17 protein-coding genes are annotated in these 16,248 nt (G+C 45.9%); 1 reads left to right on the forward strand and 16 read right to left on the reverse strand.

All coding sequences use genetic code 11. The features are described 5' to 3' along the window. Positions 1-164: 164 nt before the first annotated feature. From gatB to GWP43_RS07870, 16 genes are all read right to left on the reverse strand, one after another. Complete coding sequence (gene gatB / locus GWP43_RS07810) at positions 165-1,640, reverse strand: Asp-tRNA(Asn)/Glu-tRNA(Gln) amidotransferase subunit GatB (protein WP_162663696.1); 1,476 nt, start codon at positions 1,638-1,640, stop codon at positions 165-167. Beyond that, positions 1,637-3,097 (reverse strand): Asp-tRNA(Asn)/Glu-tRNA(Gln) amidotransferase subunit GatA, encoded by a 1,461-nt coding sequence (gene gatA, locus GWP43_RS07815; RefSeq protein WP_162664809.1) that lies wholly within the window; start codon positions 3,095-3,097, stop codon positions 1,637-1,639. Before gatA ends, gatB begins: the two co-directional genes overlap by 4 nt. A gap of 2 nt (positions 3,098-3,099) precedes the next feature. Continuing rightward, a complete protein-coding gene (gene gatC, locus GWP43_RS07820; RefSeq protein ID WP_162663697.1) occupies positions 3,100-3,405 on the reverse strand; it encodes an Asp-tRNA(Asn)/Glu-tRNA(Gln) amidotransferase subunit GatC in 306 nt (101 codons plus the stop codon). Positions 3,406-3,558: 153 nt separating this feature from the next. Then, a complete protein-coding gene (locus GWP43_RS14820) occupies positions 3,559-4,791 on the reverse strand; it encodes a methyl-accepting chemotaxis protein (protein WP_230977597.1) in 1,233 nt (410 codons plus the stop codon). Between the two features lie 233 nt (positions 4,792-5,024). After that, the gene (locus GWP43_RS14825; RefSeq protein ID WP_230977598.1) at positions 5,025-5,957 is read right to left on the reverse strand and encodes a 7TM-DISM domain-containing protein; all 933 of its coding nucleotides are present in this window, start codon (positions 5,955-5,957) and stop codon (positions 5,025-5,027) included. A gap of 279 nt (positions 5,958-6,236) precedes the next feature. Beyond that, positions 6,237-7,607, reverse strand: coding sequence for an MFS transporter (locus tag GWP43_RS07830; RefSeq protein WP_230977599.1), 1,371 nt, complete (start codon positions 7,605-7,607; stop codon positions 6,237-6,239). Next, positions 7,600-8,088 carry a SoxR reducing system RseC family protein gene (locus GWP43_RS07835; protein ID WP_162663698.1) on the reverse strand — a complete coding sequence of 163 codons (489 nt, stop codon included), beginning with the start codon at positions 8,086-8,088 and terminating at the stop codon, positions 7,600-7,602. The genes GWP43_RS07830 and GWP43_RS07835 overlap by 8 nt, the downstream gene beginning before the upstream one ends. A gap of 36 nt (positions 8,089-8,124) precedes the next feature. After that, positions 8,125-8,304, reverse strand: coding sequence for a hypothetical protein (locus GWP43_RS14830; RefSeq protein ID WP_230977600.1), 180 nt, complete (start codon positions 8,302-8,304; stop codon positions 8,125-8,127). Then, a complete protein-coding gene (locus GWP43_RS07840) occupies positions 8,288-9,025 on the reverse strand; it encodes a YmdB family metallophosphoesterase (protein WP_230977601.1) in 738 nt (245 codons plus the stop codon). Before GWP43_RS07840 ends, GWP43_RS14830 begins: the two co-directional genes overlap by 17 nt. After that, on the reverse strand, positions 9,022-9,579 hold the full coding sequence (locus GWP43_RS07845; RefSeq protein WP_162663699.1) for a tetratricopeptide repeat protein: 558 nt from the start codon (positions 9,577-9,579) through the stop codon (positions 9,022-9,024). The genes GWP43_RS07840 and GWP43_RS07845 overlap by 4 nt, the downstream gene beginning before the upstream one ends. A gap of 108 nt (positions 9,580-9,687) precedes the next feature. Then, complete coding sequence (locus GWP43_RS07850; protein WP_230977602.1) at positions 9,688-10,992, reverse strand: PALP domain-containing protein; 1,305 nt, start codon at positions 10,990-10,992, stop codon at positions 9,688-9,690. A gap of 34 nt (positions 10,993-11,026) precedes the next feature. Further along, positions 11,027-11,272, reverse strand: coding sequence for a hypothetical protein (locus tag GWP43_RS07855; protein WP_162663701.1), 246 nt, complete (start codon positions 11,270-11,272; stop codon positions 11,027-11,029). 155 nt (positions 11,273-11,427) lie between these two features. Continuing rightward, the gene (locus GWP43_RS14835) at positions 11,428-11,709 is read right to left on the reverse strand and encodes a hypothetical protein (RefSeq protein WP_330997087.1); all 282 of its coding nucleotides are present in this window, start codon (positions 11,707-11,709) and stop codon (positions 11,428-11,430) included. Between the two features lie 49 nt (positions 11,710-11,758). Further along, positions 11,759-12,709 (reverse strand): amidohydrolase family protein, encoded by a 951-nt coding sequence (locus tag GWP43_RS07860; protein ID WP_230977603.1) that lies wholly within the window; start codon positions 12,707-12,709, stop codon positions 11,759-11,761. 131 nt (positions 12,710-12,840) lie between these two features. Then, positions 12,841-14,136, reverse strand: coding sequence for an L-cysteine desulfidase family protein (locus GWP43_RS07865; protein WP_162663702.1), 1,296 nt, complete (start codon positions 14,134-14,136; stop codon positions 12,841-12,843). A gap of 3 nt (positions 14,137-14,139) precedes the next feature. After that, entirely contained in the window at positions 14,140-15,327 is a 1,188-nt protein-coding gene (locus GWP43_RS07870) for a dicarboxylate/amino acid:cation symporter (protein WP_162663703.1), read from the reverse strand. A gap of 449 nt (positions 15,328-15,776) precedes the next feature. Here GWP43_RS07870 and GWP43_RS07875 point away from each other — a divergent pair, with 449 nt between their 5' ends. After that, positions 15,777-16,190 carry a hypothetical protein gene (locus GWP43_RS07875; RefSeq protein WP_230977604.1) on the forward strand — a complete coding sequence of 138 codons (414 nt, stop codon included), beginning with the start codon at positions 15,777-15,779 and terminating at the stop codon, positions 16,188-16,190. The last annotated feature ends 58 nt before the right edge of the window (positions 16,191-16,248 follow it).

The following is a 16,248-nucleotide window of genomic DNA, read 5'->3' on the forward strand; positions in this document are numbered from 1 at the left end:
TAACTTCCTATTTATCGCAAGGTAAATAGAAAAAGAAATATGAAACTTAAAAAAAAGAACCATGGTTATTGCCCTTTAAATGCACGTAAGGCCATCGACATGGTACCGTAAGCCCTCTAAAAATACACTTTTTAGAGGGCTTTTTGCTTCTTTTTGTAATGCATTTATAACGCAGCAAGTTTTTTCCGTACCAGTTCCGTAGTTTGATTAGGATTCGCCTTGCCCTGCGATTTTTTCATCACCTGCCCCATCAGCCAGCCGGCGACATTAGTCTTGCCCTTTTTCCAGTCGGCGATAGCTTGGGGATTTGCCGCAAAGACCTCATCCACCAGTTTCTCGATAGTGCCGGTATCGCTTACCTGCGTCATTCCCCTATTTTTGATGATCTGCCGGGGATGTTCACCGCTTTCCAACATCTCTACAAAAACATCCTTTGCCTGCTTGCTGGTAATAGTCTGTGCATCAAGTTCATTGACCAGTTCGGCAATATGGTCAGGACCAAACGGAAGCTGCTCAAGTCCAATATGCTTTTCATTTAATACCGCAAGGACTTCCGCAAGTACCCAGTTGGCAACTTTTTTGGGGTCTTTTGTTTGAGCGGCAGCAGCCTCAAACCACTCCGCTAAATTCCGCTCGGTTGTCAGTGTTTCCACATCGAATTGAGAAAGGCCGTACTCTTTTTTAAACCGTTCCCGTTTTGCAGCCGGAAGCTCTCCAACGGTTTTGCATACCGAATCGATGTATCCACGGCTCAGCATCAGCGAAGGAATATCGGGTTCGCGCATAAAACGGTAGTCAAGCGCGGAATTTTTTGTGCGCTGGATAACGGTTTTTCCGCTCGGCTCATCCCAGCCCATTGTACGTTTAAAATCAGCCGAATACTCCTGCCGGTCGGTTTTAAACTCTTCGAGCTGCCGCTGAACTTCATACGCACAGGCATCGCGTACCGTTCTAAACGAGTTCATATTCTTAATTTCGGAAATCGGCGTCCGGTATTCTTTGCCGTTTTCAAATACTTTTAGGTTGATGTTCGCATCGCAGCGCATCGCGCCTTCTTCCAAGTTACCGTCGGTAACGCCGATAAACTTTAAAATTTCCCGAATTGTCTGCATATACTGTGCTGCTTCTTCGGGGCTTTTCATATCCGGCTTAGATACGATTTCGATAAGCGGAACCCCGCAGCGGTTATAATCTACATAGCTATGCGCTCCTTCGATGTGAAGGCTTTTACCGGCATCTTCTTCGAGATGAATACGCTCAATTCTGATTGTCCGCATCTCGGGCGGTTCATTAGGAGCCGCCATATTGATTTCAACCTGACCGTTTTCACAAATCGGTTTATCGAATTGGGTAATCTGGTAGCCTTTAACCAAGTCGGGATAAAAGTAATGCTTCCGGTCAAACTTGCTGAATTCGTTGATCGTGCAGCCAAGCGCAAAACCTGCTTTAATACCGAGTTTGACGTATTCGTCGCCGACAACGGGCAAGGCGCCGGGAAGTCCTAAACAAACCGGACAGACACGGGAATTCGGCATTCCGCCGTAACGGTTTTCGCAGGAACAGAACGCTTTTGTCTTTGTTAACAGTTGGCAGTGAATTTCACAGCCGATAATTACTTCGTAGGATAATTCCGAACTCATACCCGTTCCGCCTCCAACGTTTTTGCCAATCGTAAGATTTTTCCTTCGGAAAGCTTCGCGCCCACAATTTGCATACCGATCGGGCGGCCGTCTTGTGCTTTGCCCGCGGGTATCGACAGCGCCGGAATATGGGATAAATTAACAAATGTCGTAAACAAATCCGAAAGGTACATCGCAAGCGGATCGTTTACGCGCTCACCGAGCTTAAACGCCGGTGTCGGCGCGGTCGGGCAGAAAATAAAATCATAGTGCTGTAAAACCGCCCCGACCTCTTTTTCCATACGGGCGCGGACACGGAGCGCATTTTCATAGCAATCCCCCGACAGGTGATGCGACAACACATAGTTTCCGGTGATAATGCGCCGTTTTACCTCACGGCCGAACCCTGCTGATCGGGTGGCACAATATAGCTCGTCGTACCCTTTGCCCGGATCCACACGTAAGCCGTAGCGGATTCCGTCAAAACGGGCAAGATTGCTCGCCGCCTCGGAAAGCGCAATAACATAGTACATTGCAATGGCAGATTCCAACACCGGTATGGAAACGGGATCGACTTGAATACCCTTTGAGGCAAACCAACTGCGGAACTTTTCAAACAGCACCGCAACATCCGTATCCAAACCTTTCGCTTGCGTAAATTCAACCGGTAATGCAATGCGGAGTTTTTTTAACTCGTTGTCGGCGTAGGGTTGCAAGTATGCGCAGGAAGAAAAATCATATTGGACACTCGTTTCATCATGCGGATCGGCGCCTCCTGCGACCGAAAGGCCTAATCCGACATCATCTACACAGCGGGCAAAAAGCCCTACTTGATCGAGCGAAGAGCCGAACGCGACGACGCCGTAGCGGCTGATAGCGCCGTAAGTCGGTTTTAATCCGTATATTCCGCAATACGAAGCGGGAAGTCGTACGGAACCACCCGTTTCCGTACCGAGCGCAAACGGAACCTGAAAACCGGCAACCACCGCTGCGGAACCGCCCGAACTGCCGCCGGGTGTCAGCGCGCGATCTACAGGATTATGCGACGGCCCATATACCGAATATTCGGTGGAAGAGCCCATCGCAAACTCATCCATATTTGCTCTACCAATCGGGATTGCGCCAGCCTCCGTTAAACGGGTAATAACCGTTGCGTTATACGGGGCTCTGTAACCGTCCAATATCTTACTGCAGCAGGTACAAAGTTTCCCGCGTATTGAAATATTATCTTTTACTGCAAAGGGTAACCCTAAAAGCGGCTTATCAGCCCCCTTGCCTTCTTTCCGTAGTGCATCGGCTTTTTCCGCTTGCGCTTCTGCATCGTCAAAAAACTCAATAAATCCATGCAACGGCGTCGTTTGCTTTTCATCCGCCTGATATGCTGCCTTTAATGCACGAACGATGTCAACGGAAGAGGCCACCCCTTCTTCCAAGTACGTTTTTAATTCGGCTAAGCTCGCTGTACAAAGATCTTTCATGATCACACCCCACTCCCGAGAACTTTAGGTACACGAAAATAGCCGTCCATATATTCACTCGACATCTTCTTTAAATCCGACTGCGTTATGCCAGCTGAAATGGTATCGCTGCGGAGTAACTCTTCCGAAATCATTGCAGTGTCGTCTGCCTCGGTAGATACATCATACTTTTTGAGAATATCGAAATATTCGATAATTTGACTAACCTGTCCGGCAATAGACTCTGTGTCACTGTCATTCGAAGAAAGGCGCGAGAGATAGAGTAAATTATCGAATACTTCAGGAGTAATTTTGCTGTTTTGATCCATCGTTTTTCCTTAACTATAAATATTTAAGGGGAACCCAAAAAACTTCAGTTTTCAGAGGTTCCCACTTTTTTTAGTCAACATACCCCGATGCAGAGCGCTGCCGAAGAACGGCGGGTATTAAAACCTCCGCATGAATAAACATCGGAAATATGATTAGATTTCCGGGACTTCATTTTCATCCGGACATGTTTCTCGATTTTGAGAGGATAACCGATTTAAACGGCTGATAATTTCACGTGTTTGTTCTTGCGATTCTGCCGTTTTCGAAAAAATGCGTATTAGGCTGGTGATATTATCAACCATTGCATCAATTTCAGCATTAACCTTTTCGGTAGCTTGCGTTAAATGGTCAAAACTGGTAACCGTATTTTCCCGTGTTTCGATAATCCGGCTATTTTCGTTCTTTAAGGCCGTCATTTCTTCCAACACTTCTTTCAACGTTTGTTCCATTCGGGTCGTATGAGCATCCGTATGTCCGATAAAGGTTGCGATTTCTGCAAGCATATGCTCGAAATCGGTTACTTTATTGCTGATATCGGCAAAACTCTGGGCTAAAATATCCGCAGCAGAAGCAGTTTCGTCGATAGAAGTGGTAATTTGTTTAATAATCTTTCCGGTCGAATCCGATTCGGAAGACGCCCTCTCAGCCAAATTTCGAATTTCTTCAGCAACAACAGCAAACCCTTTTCCGGCATCACCTGCATGGGCAGCTTCGATAGCGGCATTCATTGCAAGCATATCCGTCTGCTCTGCAACCTGTGTTATCAGCTGGTTGGTTTCAAGCAAAACGGCAGAACGGGCAGTAATGTCGGATATCGTCTTTGTCATCTTTGAAAAGTTTGTTTTTCCGACTTCATTTGCTTGGAAGATATTCATAAAGTTATCTTGAATAACCTTGAATTTTTCCGTCAGTAATTTTGTGTTTTGGATTAAGTCCGTAAGCTTATCCATTGCATCCTTCGACTTTTCACTTTGCTGTGTAATTTGCGTATCCAAGCCTTCAAGGAAAGTATTTAAATAATTAGTATTGGTTTCCGTATCAATCAAACTCGTTTTCTGCGAAGATACTTCTTCGAGTACCAACTTAATATAGCTTGAAATTTTATCTACATAGGACTGAGCGCTGTGCATATTCGAGGTCAACACGGTATCTTCGTTTGCCAAATCTTCGATAACTTTTTTAATTTCAGCGATAAATGTATTCAATTGATCGGAAGAGGCAATAACCTTATCGCGCATCAACTCGCTCTCTCTTTTCTCAAAATAAAATATTCTTGCAAATGAGACTGCTTGGATCAGCAGGAAAAAGAGAAGGCCAAAGGGGAGCGTCGCCGGCGTATGGATAAGCTCCATTCCCTCAAGGATATCGATCACGGAGGTTACCATCAGCGCAGCAAAACCTGTTGCAATAAACGACGCCTCCTTCTCTTTCTTTTTTATACACCAACCGCACGATGAGATATAGGAGGTATAAAACTTCTAAAAGACAAACGACCTGATGTATATAGAGAAACGATGTAAAAAAAGCCCCTCTCGTAACAAGCGTTAAAATTCCATACAGCAAACCTTCAGAGACCCAGACAATGACAATCGCTTTATGAATATATTTCTTGTAAAGTTCATAAAAGTACATGATGACGGGAATTGAAACGGTTGCAAAAACTGAAATAGTCCATACGGAGCACTGTCATCCAGGAAAAGCCGAATAAATCGGATCCGATTATCGTTCCCGTCGAGAGTATTCGTATCATAACGATAAATACAAGCAGCGTAAAATACAAAATACTGAGCTCTTTTGTTCTGAAGATAAACAATATCAAATGGTAAAGACCGAGTGCTAATGCAAAACTGAAAATCATTGCTTCGATAAGTTTATTTCGATATATAGACGATTCGATAACGGACGTTTTATTAATGATAACAGGATTGTATATACCCTGTTTCTTGTGATCAATACTTTTTATTTGAATCAAAAGATCGATCTGCGTTTCGCCAGCCGGTAATACAAAACAAGACGATTGCGCATCCGTAAGCTTTCTTCCGGAAGGATTATACGCGTCAAGTTTTACGCCGTTTGCAAAAACGGTTAGCGAAGGGAACCTGTTTTTCAGGTACACCGAAAGGGAAGGAGCTCCTTTAGGCAACAGTAGCCTTAGGGTATATGTCGCATAGCCGTTTGAAGGATAAGATTTTCCTTGCCCCGATTTTCTATCTGCCCAAGAAGATGGTACCGCCATATATTCGGAGGGATCTTTCCAATCTTCCAAGAATTCGTTCCAAAAAAAACCGTAATTGCCGGAGAGAAGAACCTTACCGCGGGTATCAAAGTTCCAGTTTCGTAAATCGATAACACCGCCTTGTACTGTCGGCGCGGTTTCCGCATAGACAGCGGTACCCAAGCCAAAAAAAATAAAGGTCGTCAATACGACCGATAAAAGATACTTTTTATTATAGAAAGTTTTTTTAAACAGTGAAGGGCGGTATACCATAGCAGAAGCGGGACAAATCACTTCGGTATATTTTGCACCGGGACGAGAAATTAATTCTTTCATGCTGTAACTCTCCATAGGTATGCCGTTATCACAAAGGGACGATACTTCCCCCATGATATGAACCGGCTATTTTGAATGTATTTAGTATAGACTAAAAATATGAATTATGCTATCACCCTACTTTTGAAAATATGCATACCGTCTACGGCGTTGCAGGGTGAATAACAGTCCTCGACGTGCAAAAAGCACGCCTGCGGGTGTTATTCACTCTGCGCCTTGTATCCGGTACTACTATTTTCAAAAGCGCTGGAATTACGGGGCATATACGGCGTTGCAGCGTTATTTTTTATCGATGGGATAAAAATGAATGAGTATGAGACCGCATAAACACATGGTTGCAGCGATCAGCCCTGCAATAAACCTAATAGCAAATATCGTTTTAGGAGGTTGGATTACATCAGCACAGTAACCGGCTGCACTAAGAATTAAGCCCGAAACGCCGGTTGAAATAGCCTGTCCGAGCTTACTGGCAAAAGTCCACACTCCGTAATAACAACCTTCGTTGTGTACCGTATCAGGCTGCCACGCGATCGCATCAGGCAGCATTGCCCAAGGAGTCGCGAAAGCAAAGCCAACCCCAACTCCTGCAGCTACAAACAAGAGTGAAAGGCCGATTACCCCGATACGGTGTCCGATAAAAAATATAACCATCGTAGAAATACACAATACGGCAAGTCCTACGCAGTATGAAAAATTTTTTCCCAGTATATTTGAGCATTTGGCCGCAACCGGAATAGAAACGATCGCCGTTACCAGTAAGAGCCCCATAATCGTACTTGAAGACGCTTCCGCTTGGTAAATGTACTTTAGGTAATACACAACCATGCCTTGCAAAAAATTGAGTGCAGTAATATGTAGTACAAAAACAGCCAGCAACACCGTGTACGCGGAATTTTTAAATACCGAGCGGTAGGCGGAAAAGAACGCTCCTGTTTTTTTCTTACCGTTTTTAGGCGGTGCAGCAGACTCTCGCACTGAAAAAAAGGTGATAAGCGTTGCTATTATGATAATACCGCCGATAGCTGCCCCTGCAACCGAGAAGCCTAAGGCTTTAGACGGAAACATATTGACAATCGGCACCACAATAACAGCACCCATTATCGTACCGATTCCGGCGCACAAAAAACGGTAGGCATTTAACGAGGTTTGTTCGTTATAATCCGAGGTTAATTCGGGGGTTAAAGCAGAATACGGAATATTCACGAGAGTCATCGTCGTATTTACCAAACAAAGCATCAACAGTGCCCACCAAAACAGCGCTGTTTGACCGGTAACCGAAGGCTTGGTAAAAAACAGCCAAAGCGAAAGACCGAACGGAAGCGCTCCGAACAAGAGATACGGACGGCGCCTGCCGAATCGGGAACGAGTGTTATCGGAAAGAAAGCCGACAATAGGGTCGGTAACCGCATCCCATATTTTTGCCACCATAATGGCGATACCGGCAAGGGCGGGCGCCAGATACACCGTATCGGTAAGATAGGTCAGCGTCCAAAAGCCCATAGCCGTAAAAAACAGATTTCCACCGATGTCGGCAATTCCGAATCCGAGTTTTTTTCGTACCGGCAACCGTACATCGGCTAAGCATACTTCGGTTATCGGGACTTCTGCACTATCAGCAACAATTTTTTCGCTTATAATTTTTTTATTCATAGACAGTAACAATCTGCGGAAGCGCCCGCTCTTTTAAAATACGACTTATTCCAAAAGCGATGGCAACCCCTGCGGCAAGACCGGCAGCGATACCGGCTAAAGCCAGCGATTCGTTATGCGTTCGCAAAAAGATTACCGTAAAGGAAAGCATCGAAAGCACGAGCGGAATACCCACTGCGCACAGTCCCTGAAAACGGGCAGCTTTTTCGGAAATAAAGACACCGACCTTGTTTCCAATCCATAAATCTTTTCCCGAAACGTTCAGCGCATCGACGATGTTGCCCTGTACAACCAGCAAACCGTCTTTACTGCCTCCGCCACAAGCATGACAACCGCCGCCGCATGACGCGCATCCGCTGCGGCTATCGGTAGATTTAATGGAACAAAGATCTGCTTCGGGCGTATCGTATTCAATAGTCGCAATCTGCATGCCGTTCCGTTTCGTTATCGGCATACGTATCACTCTTCCTATTCTTTCCATTTAAAAAAGCCCTCCAAAATTAAATACGGACATACGTTATGATGACTGCGGCACCGCAGCGGCAGGTATTTCGATACGGACCCGTTCTATCGACAGGGCGCCGCCCGCCCCGTCCAGCTCAATATCCACCCCCTGTATACAGACCCGTTGCCATGTTTCTTGCGGGTACTCAAAAAGACCGGTGCGATATTCCCGAATCTTACCGGACGGGGGCATGTCCGCCGACGGAGTCAAAGCTGCCGGTTCGTCCCGCATCCGTGATATAAGCGGTTTTTCTGCTCTGCTGTTCGCAGCATGTTTCTACAGTTGCAGTCTGCATATCGATATGCACATGATCGGAACCGGAACCGGATAAATCACACTCGGCGGACATCAGCCGCTCATCGGCTGTGGCGGCGCCCGAGCCTGACCCGACCAATGCGGAGATCCTCCCCGCAAGGAAAAATGCCATAGTCTGTTTTTCGGCGGTTGCAGTTGAAGAAAAATCCGCCACGATAAACGGTGTTTCTCTTTCTATTTTCGGAAGCAGCGCCTGCATCAACGTAAACGGATTATCCGCTAAAAGCCGGTGGCGCCCTACCCGCCCCAAAATCGAAACAACCGCAAGTTTTCCCCCATTTCGAGCTGTAAAATAGCGATAACCGGCTCCTAAACTGTGCTCGGGTAGATTACAAGGACGCAGTACAAAAGGCATCTGTGGGAGATTTTCGACTAAATCTTTCTTTTGAAAGATACAATCCCCGCCGGTGATGCAATCGATCCCCATCTTTCTCAAATAACCGGCGTGTTGTTTGCCCAGCCCGCCCGCGCCTGTCGCCATACCGGCATTTGCGATAATAAAATCAGGCTGATAGCGGCGCTTAATTTCCGCAATATTTTTTTTAACCGCCCACACGCCCACCTTACCGGTAATTTCAGCGATATAAAAAATTCTCACAGTTCGTTCCGCTTTTGTACCAGCGTATTCGGATTTTTTAATGCCAGTCTGTCGATTATTTTAGTGCATTTTTTGGCAAGCTTTTTGTTCCCCAATATCGTATAGGTATCGCGTAAATTAAAAAGCGTATCCTCTGAATCGGGAGCAAGCGTCAAGGCTGATTCAAAAGCGCGGCGGGCTTGTTCGTATTTTTCTTCATTAAAAAGGAGCGTACCGTAGTTATTCCAGATACGGCCGTTTTCGGTCTCCAGCTCAAGCGCTTTCGTATATGCAAGCCGTGAAGCCTCCATTTCGCCGGTTTCATGGAGAACAACACCGAGCGTATCCCAAATGTCGGCATCAAAGGGATTGCAACGCGCTGCCTCGTAGAGTGCATAGCGAGAGTTATCTTTATCATCAAGCGCATAGTAGCTGAGCCCCAAATTAAACCACATTAAGCTGCTGTACGGTTCAAGCTGTAAACCGCGGCGAAGGCATGCTATCGCTTCGCTATGGCATCCTTCGGCAGCGAGCATCACTGCACTGTCATTAAAAAAATCGGCTGTCTCTTGCATATCTAAAATATATACTATTTAATGAAAGAACTCAATCGATATTACCTTACAGCCCTGCATATTCCGGTTTACTAAATCTATTACCTCTGCATTGGCCATATTGCGCCGTTAGATGAGAGACAAAAGCCAATCTTTTAAATCCTTTGCTGACGAACATTCAAGCACAGGTTCATTCGTTATTTGAGGATTATACTTCAGGCGAGAGGGTATCGACGGGTATATTCCCGTTGCCGTCCTAACCGCTTCAGTGTAGAAAGCGGGATGAGTTATTTCCGGAGTAATCATAATACAGGAATGCGCAGTGTGCTCATCGGATACCCAACGGGGAAGCAAACCGGTATCCGTAAAAAAACTTTCGATCATTTTATCCGATTCCGATAAACCATTTTTTACTGTGTTCCAGGCCTGCCATATTTCCGCAACATAGGGACTGATAATATACCCTGTTCGATCTTTACAATCTCTCATTGCCTCCAATACAGAATCTTGGTTAAATCGAAATGAGGCGATACTTGGAGTAGATTTCTTAGAAGCCTCGTGTGCATACAGCATTTTAAAGCGTGTATATTCTCTCTCGTGCTCTATTTCAGGGGCATGACAAGTAGAATCGACCGTCGTAATAAAACCGTTTATAGGTGTACCCATCTTCTGCGCAACTACGGCGGCACTGAGGGCATTCGGCTGCTTTAACGGGACTCCGATAATCAAACGGGGATGCTCAATACTGTTATCATAGCCGGCTCGTGAAAGTGCCGTCAATGCAGCATACATACAGCAGCACACTTGCGATAGCAGATAATCGATATGCGCTACATGGGGTATAAACAGCTCCATCGAACCGGTAATATCAGCATCTGACACCGTCTCTTGAATTATAGTCTTACAATCTGCCAAAGAACCGTTGACTCCAAAGATATGAATGTTTTCAGGGAGCAAAAGGAATTGCTGTTTTACCATGGGCTGAAAAGCATCCTTTGAATTTTTAGGATATAAAAAGGTTGCATGAATATCCTCAAACTCAGAAAAAGCTTTTGCAAGTGAAAGCGTTTCAAGCTCTGTCCCCGCAAAAAGAATATGCACCGGCTGCCCGTTGAGCTGGTAGAAATAATCGACCAACTGCGCAGTAAAACGTGCACCGAAATCGGCATAGGAACCGCCATCTCCGTGGGTCAGTTCAGCGATATAAGTACGCGGATCAATCGGAAACACCGGAACTCTAAATGGAAATGCGCGGACGATAAGAGTATACAAATCGGATTCAGGAATAGCATCCCGAAAAAATGATCTGAACACTTCAAACGCAACATCGCGGAAGGACGGCGGAGGATTTTTATATATTAAAGAATCGGGTAAAAGCGGTATCTGCCGGGGAAGATAATTACCTCCTTCCGCATTGTGTGTTTTTAACAGCATTTCTAAAGGAACGCATACGGACGGATCTCTTATATTATAAAAAGATATGGACGGCTGCATATCCCTTTATAGCATAGATATACGGTGATTTCAATCGTAAAAGGTATATTTTTAGGGCAAACATATTCTTTGCCTTATTCAGCAGCGATAAAAAGAGCGTGTAACATACATCGTCATATCCTTTTTCTTCTTCGCGCCGGTTAAGTATATGCTCCTTATACGCAAAGAGGTTAAAAAAATCGTATAGCCTGCTGCCGTGTTCGCAAAATTGTATATTCATATGGGAACCTCTAAAAAACGAGCTGTTGCATTTAAAACGGCGGTTTTCTAAATATGAATTGTCCCCTACCCTTCTCACCTAAAAATTTGTTCTCCTTTACGATTAATTCTCCGCGGCTGAATACGGAGTCGATTGCGCATTGTACCCTCATTCCTTCATAGGTGCAGTAATCGCAGGCGCTTTTCAGGTTCTTCTTTGTCAGCACTTCTTCGGCATTCGGATTGATAATCGTAATGTCGGCATCGGCGCCGGGCAAAAGGCAGCCTTTTTTGAGGATACATACCGAAGATGCGCGCAGGATTTGCCGCCATCACCTGTACGAACCGTTCAAGCGAAATCCGCTTTTTTTGTACGCCTTCGGAGAAAATAATCCGCACTCGCTCTTCGATACCCGGAGCGCCGCCCGGCCCTTTGGTAAAATCGCCCTTGGTATCCATCTTCTCTTTTAACAGGAAGGGACAATGGTCGGTTGCAACGACTTGGATATCACCGTTTGCAAGACCGATCCAGAGCGCTTCTATATCCTGCTTTCTGCGCAGGGGGCGGCGCCATGATATATTTCAGCCCTTCGATATTTTCAGGATCATCGGGACTGCCGTTCTCATTTCCGTATTTTTCTTCCGAAAGCGTCAGATACTGCGTACAGGTTTCTACAAACAGCCGATTAACGTGCTGCCGTCCCTCTACCACGCTGATAAGCGCCTCTCCCGTAGAAAGGTGTACAATGTACAGCGGCGCATCCTTTACCATTTCCGAAAAATGAATAAGGCGGGAAACAGCCTCGGCTTCCGTTTCGTTAGGCCGACTGCGCGCATGGTAAATAGGCAGCATTTTATTTTCTTTTACAAATTTTGACCGGAGATAATTGATAAGCGAATCGTTTTCCGAATGCACGGTTAAAATGCCGCCCGCTTCTTTCACGGTTTGCAGCAAGCGGTAAAAGCCCGTATCGTCAATTTTAAATCCGTAGGTCGTATAAGCCTTAAAGCTCGTAATACCTTCATTTTTAATGATGCCGGATAGCTCCTGCAAAATTGCATCATCCACATGCTGAATAACACCGTGAAAGCTGTAGTCGATAACCGCTTTTTTTGCAAGCTCATGGTATCGGTCTATGGAATAATGCAAGTTGCATCCGGCGGGGCCGAAAGAGATATGGTCGATAACGGAGGTCGTGCCGCCGCAGGCTGCTGCAACGGTGCCGGTGTAAAAGTCATCGACGGCGCGGTACTGCGGAGACTGCTGCAACTCAAGATGTGTATGAGCATCAATCAGCCCCGGCATGACATAACAGCCGGGAACTTCATACACGACATCAAAATCGACGGGATTAAAATGCCCGATTCCGGTTATCTTGCTGCCGGTTATTGCAATATCCGCCTTAAATGTATCATTTTCGGTTACGAGCGTACCGCCCGTTATCAATGTCTTTTTCACAATTCCTCCTTATCTATGGACAGCTCTAAAAGCCCTGTTAGATTTTTAGAGTTACCTCTATGCAACTTTTCATATACGAAAAATGCCGATCAGACTTACGATGACCCAATCGGCATTTTTGTATTTAATTTTTAATCGTCGTCCACCATAATGCGCAAAATCACCTTATCGGTTTCCCTCATACCGTCGGCAGCAACGGCGCCTACACCGGCGATGGTCTTTTCTATGTCGCCTTTTACGATACCTTCACCGGGTTCAAACACTCGGTTCTGCATTGCAAGATAATGCGCATTCAGCGCTGCATCAACCGATGTGGCAATCTTCGAGGCACACGAGGGCTTGGCACCGTCACAGACAATTCCCGACACAACTGCAAGGGTGTTAGTGATGGTCTCGCATACCTGTTCATAGCTTCCGCCTGAAAGATACGTAACGGCAGCCCCGCTCCCGCATGCAGCGCTGACAGCTCCGCAATAGGCGGAAAGTCGGCCGATCCGCGTTTTTTGGTGAATCGCAATCAAGTTGCTGACCAACAGACCGCGCAACAGCTTATCATGCGGGAGCTTTTTTTCTTCGGCAAACACGATAACCGGTAGCGACGCCGTCAAGCCCTGATTGCCGCTGCCCGAATTGGTAACAACCGGCAAGGTACAGCCGCTCATGCGGGCATCGGAACCCGCAGCGGCGGCGGCCTGCGCACGGATTTTTAGGGTAACGGCCTGCTCAGTCTCGGCAGCCTTTAGGAGATTCGCCCCCGCATTAATACCGTAGCGGTGCTCCAATCCTTCCTGCGCGATGCGGGTATTATAATCGATCTGGCGTTCCAGTATCGGGCGGACGCGGTCAAGGTTTATCGTATCGGCAAACTCAAGGATCTTTTTTACCGATAAGCCCAACCGGTCGGTCAACGCGGCATTTGCACTAGCCGGATCAAACGGAACGGATAACACATCTTTTCCGTTTTTGGTTGTGTGCACGATATTCGTATGCTGATGGATAATCTCAACCGATGCGCTGTCGGCGCCGGCAAAAACTTCTACAATAAAATGCAGAGAAGCCACCGTATCCAAAAGGGAAACTTTACAAGGAACTTTTTCCAAAAATTCCTTTGTGCGAGCGATATCGGCTTCGGTTATGTCGGCAAGAACCTCAAGTCCCTTATCGGGATTACCGCCGATAATGCCGATTGCCGCCGCCGCCGGAATTCCCTTCATATTGCCCGAATTAGGGACGGTAACACTCTTTACATTTTTAATAATGTTACCGCTGCTTTTGATGCACACACGGTCGGGAATCTTACCGAGCAACGCACGGGCATGAGCGCCCGCATACGCTATAGCAATCGGTTCGGTACAGCCGAGCGCAGGAACCAGCTCTTCTTGAAGGATCGCAATGAATTGATTACAGTCAAAGTCCGTAAGTTCCATACCTTACGCCTGTTTTAACGTTCCGTCCGGTTTATAGAACACACCGCGCAGAATAAGCGCAAGCGCTCCGTCTCCGGTTACATTGCAGGCTGTACCGAAGCTGTCCTGTAGGGCGAAGATGGCGATCAATAAGCCGGTACCGATTTCGTCAAAACCGAGTATGCTGATAACGATACCGAGCGAAGCCATAACCGTTCCGCCGGGTACGCCGGGCGCTCCGACAGCGAATACACCGAACAGGAATGAGAACAAGACCATTGTCCCGATTGGAGGAACCGCCCCGTACAACATCTGAGATATCGTCATTGCAAAGAATGTTTCGGTAAGAACGGAACCGCACAAATGGGTTGTTGCTCCCAGCGGGATAGCAAAGTCAACGATATCGGACGGAAGAGCACTGGATTTATGAGCACAGCGTAAGGCAACCGGCAAGGTCGCCGCGCTCGACATCGTACCGACTGCGGTGGCATACGCAGGGCCGTAGTGCTTTACCACTTCAAGCGGATTTTGCTTTGAAACCGCACCGCCGATGAGGTACAACAGCGTCATCCAGATAAAATGACCGATGAGTACAATAATGATAACTTTCAAGAATACGGGAAGCTGGCGGGTTAAGCTACCGCTGTATGCAAGTTCGGCGAAGGTTGTCGCAATAAAGAACGGCAGTATCGGTACGATAACGCGGTTGACGATTTCAAGCACCATTGCCTGAATCTCTTTTAAGAGTTTTTCAACCGTCGCAGCTTTTGTCCAAATAACCGAAATACCGGCCAAGATAGCCAATACCAGTGCGGTCATAACCGGCATAATCGGCTGTATGTTCAGCGAGAACGCCGTAGAGGGTATTTCCACCAATTCGGCAGCCTGTGCAGGAATATGCAGGAACGGAATAAGAATATATCCTGCTACAGTCGAAAACAGGGATGCTCCGACTGCGGACAAATACGATATCAGCAAAAAGACGCCGAGCATTTTGCCTGCATTTGCTTTTAAATCGCAAATAGCCGGAGCAATAAAACCGAAGATAACGAGTGGAACGGCAAAAAAGATCAGCGAACCGAGCAACCTTTTAATGGTCGCAATAATCCCCATTACCGGAGCGGGTACAAACAACCCGAGCAACACACCGGCAAGAATCCCTAACGCAAGCTGCGGTAACAGTCCCAATTTTCTACCGCTTTGTTTTTCCATAATAGAATCCCCCATAAACATTTTTGTAGGCAGTGAATGCCCGTTCATTAACATGAAGCAGGGCAACTCACAACAGAAGACATTATATACCCGCTGTTTTACACTTGTCAAATTATAAATGAGTTTCTTTGCGCAAACATCGCGTATTAACGTGTGAGCGTTCTGTGCACGAATTAAACAACTTCCAAAGTTGATTTGCAATCCGCTTTAGCGGATATTATAAATTATTCCTTTACAGAACAGAACCAGAGGCTCTGATACTTTGTTCAATTGTTCAATTTTAAAGAACGTTTAAAAAATATATATTTTCATACTTGACTTTTGAGGGTATTATGGAAGAGAACTTCACCGCGAATGTTATTCGGAAAAACAAATGTGTGAAGCGAAATTATGAGGAATGGTCGAAAAGGTGTTAGATTGACCTGTCTAAAGGCAGGAGCGGAGCCGGTTTGACATTCTTCCGCCCGAAAAAAGTAATTGCAATGAAAAAGGACGTTGCAAGAAGGAAGGTCGAAATGAAACAAAGAAAATTAGTTTTAATGATTGGAATGCTTATCTTGCCGATAAGTATTATTTTGGTAGCAGGTTGCTCAACTTTCAGACCTGTGCAGACGACAGCGCAATTCCCTGCTGATGGAAGTAAGTATGTAATATTAGGCAGAGTAGAATACGCTGGAAAAGTATCAAGCTCCGGAGCCGGATATACAAAATTGCTTGAGGTTGCAAAAGAGACATATCCGAATGCAGATGATGTTGTTAATATAGTTATGGACGCAAAATACAAAAAAGGTTTATTTGGTGGTGCAAGAATGGATTATATCATTATATCCGGTGTTGCAATAGATTACCTTGAAGTAAAGTAGCAGAGAATCAAAACAGTTTTATATTAGAAGTTCCGCAAAAATATAAAACTGTTTTGGT

Source organism: Treponema vincentii, assembly GCF_010365865.1.
GTDB lineage: Bacteria > Spirochaetota > Spirochaetia > Treponematales > Treponemataceae > Treponema.

What these genes read in the sequence shown, in the direction of transcription:
- gatB (WP_162663696.1), bottom strand. Translation starts at nt 1,640, where the DNA reads ATGAGTTCGGAATTATCCTACGAAGTAATTATCGGCTGTGAAATTCAC.
- gatA (WP_162664809.1), bottom strand. Translation starts at nt 3,097, where the DNA reads ATGAAAGATCTTTGTACAGCGAGCTTAGCCGAATTAAAAACGTACTTG.
- gatC (WP_162663697.1), bottom strand. Translation starts at nt 3,405, where the DNA reads ATGGATCAAAACAGCAAAATTACTCCTGAAGTATTCGATAATTTACTC.
- GWP43_RS14820 (WP_230977597.1), bottom strand. Translation starts at nt 4,791, where the DNA reads ATGGTAACCTCCGTGATCGATATCCTTGAGGGAATGGAGCTTATCCAT.
- GWP43_RS14825 (WP_230977598.1), bottom strand. Translation starts at nt 5,957, where the DNA reads ATGAAAGAATTAATTTCTCGTCCCGGTGCAAAATATACCGAAGTGATT.
- GWP43_RS07830 (WP_230977599.1), bottom strand. Translation starts at nt 7,607, where the DNA reads ATGAATAAAAAAATTATAAGCGAAAAAATTGTTGCTGATAGTGCAGAA.
- GWP43_RS07835 (WP_162663698.1), bottom strand. Translation starts at nt 8,088, where the DNA reads ATGGAAAGAATAGGAAGAGTGATACGTATGCCGATAACGAAACGGAAC.
- GWP43_RS14830 (WP_230977600.1), bottom strand. Translation starts at nt 8,304, where the DNA reads ATGCCCCCGTCCGGTAAGATTCGGGAATATCGCACCGGTCTTTTTGAG.
- GWP43_RS07845 (WP_162663699.1), bottom strand. Translation starts at nt 9,579, where the DNA reads ATGCAAGAGACAGCCGATTTTTTTAATGACAGTGCAGTGATGCTCGCT.
- GWP43_RS07850 (WP_230977602.1), bottom strand. Translation starts at nt 10,992, where the DNA reads ATGCTGTTAAAAACACACAATGCGGAAGGAGGTAATTATCTTCCCCGG.
- GWP43_RS07855 (WP_162663701.1), bottom strand. Translation starts at nt 11,272, where the DNA reads ATGAATATACAATTTTGCGAACACGGCAGCAGGCTATACGATTTTTTT.
- GWP43_RS14835 (WP_330997087.1), bottom strand. Translation starts at nt 11,709, where the DNA reads ATGGATACCAAGGGCGATTTTACCAAAGGGCCGGGCGGCGCTCCGGGT.
- GWP43_RS07865 (WP_162663702.1), bottom strand. Translation starts at nt 14,136, where the DNA reads ATGGAACTTACGGACTTTGACTGTAATCAATTCATTGCGATCCTTCAA.
- GWP43_RS07870 (WP_162663703.1), bottom strand. Translation starts at nt 15,327, where the DNA reads ATGGAAAAACAAAGCGGTAGAAAATTGGGACTGTTACCGCAGCTTGCG.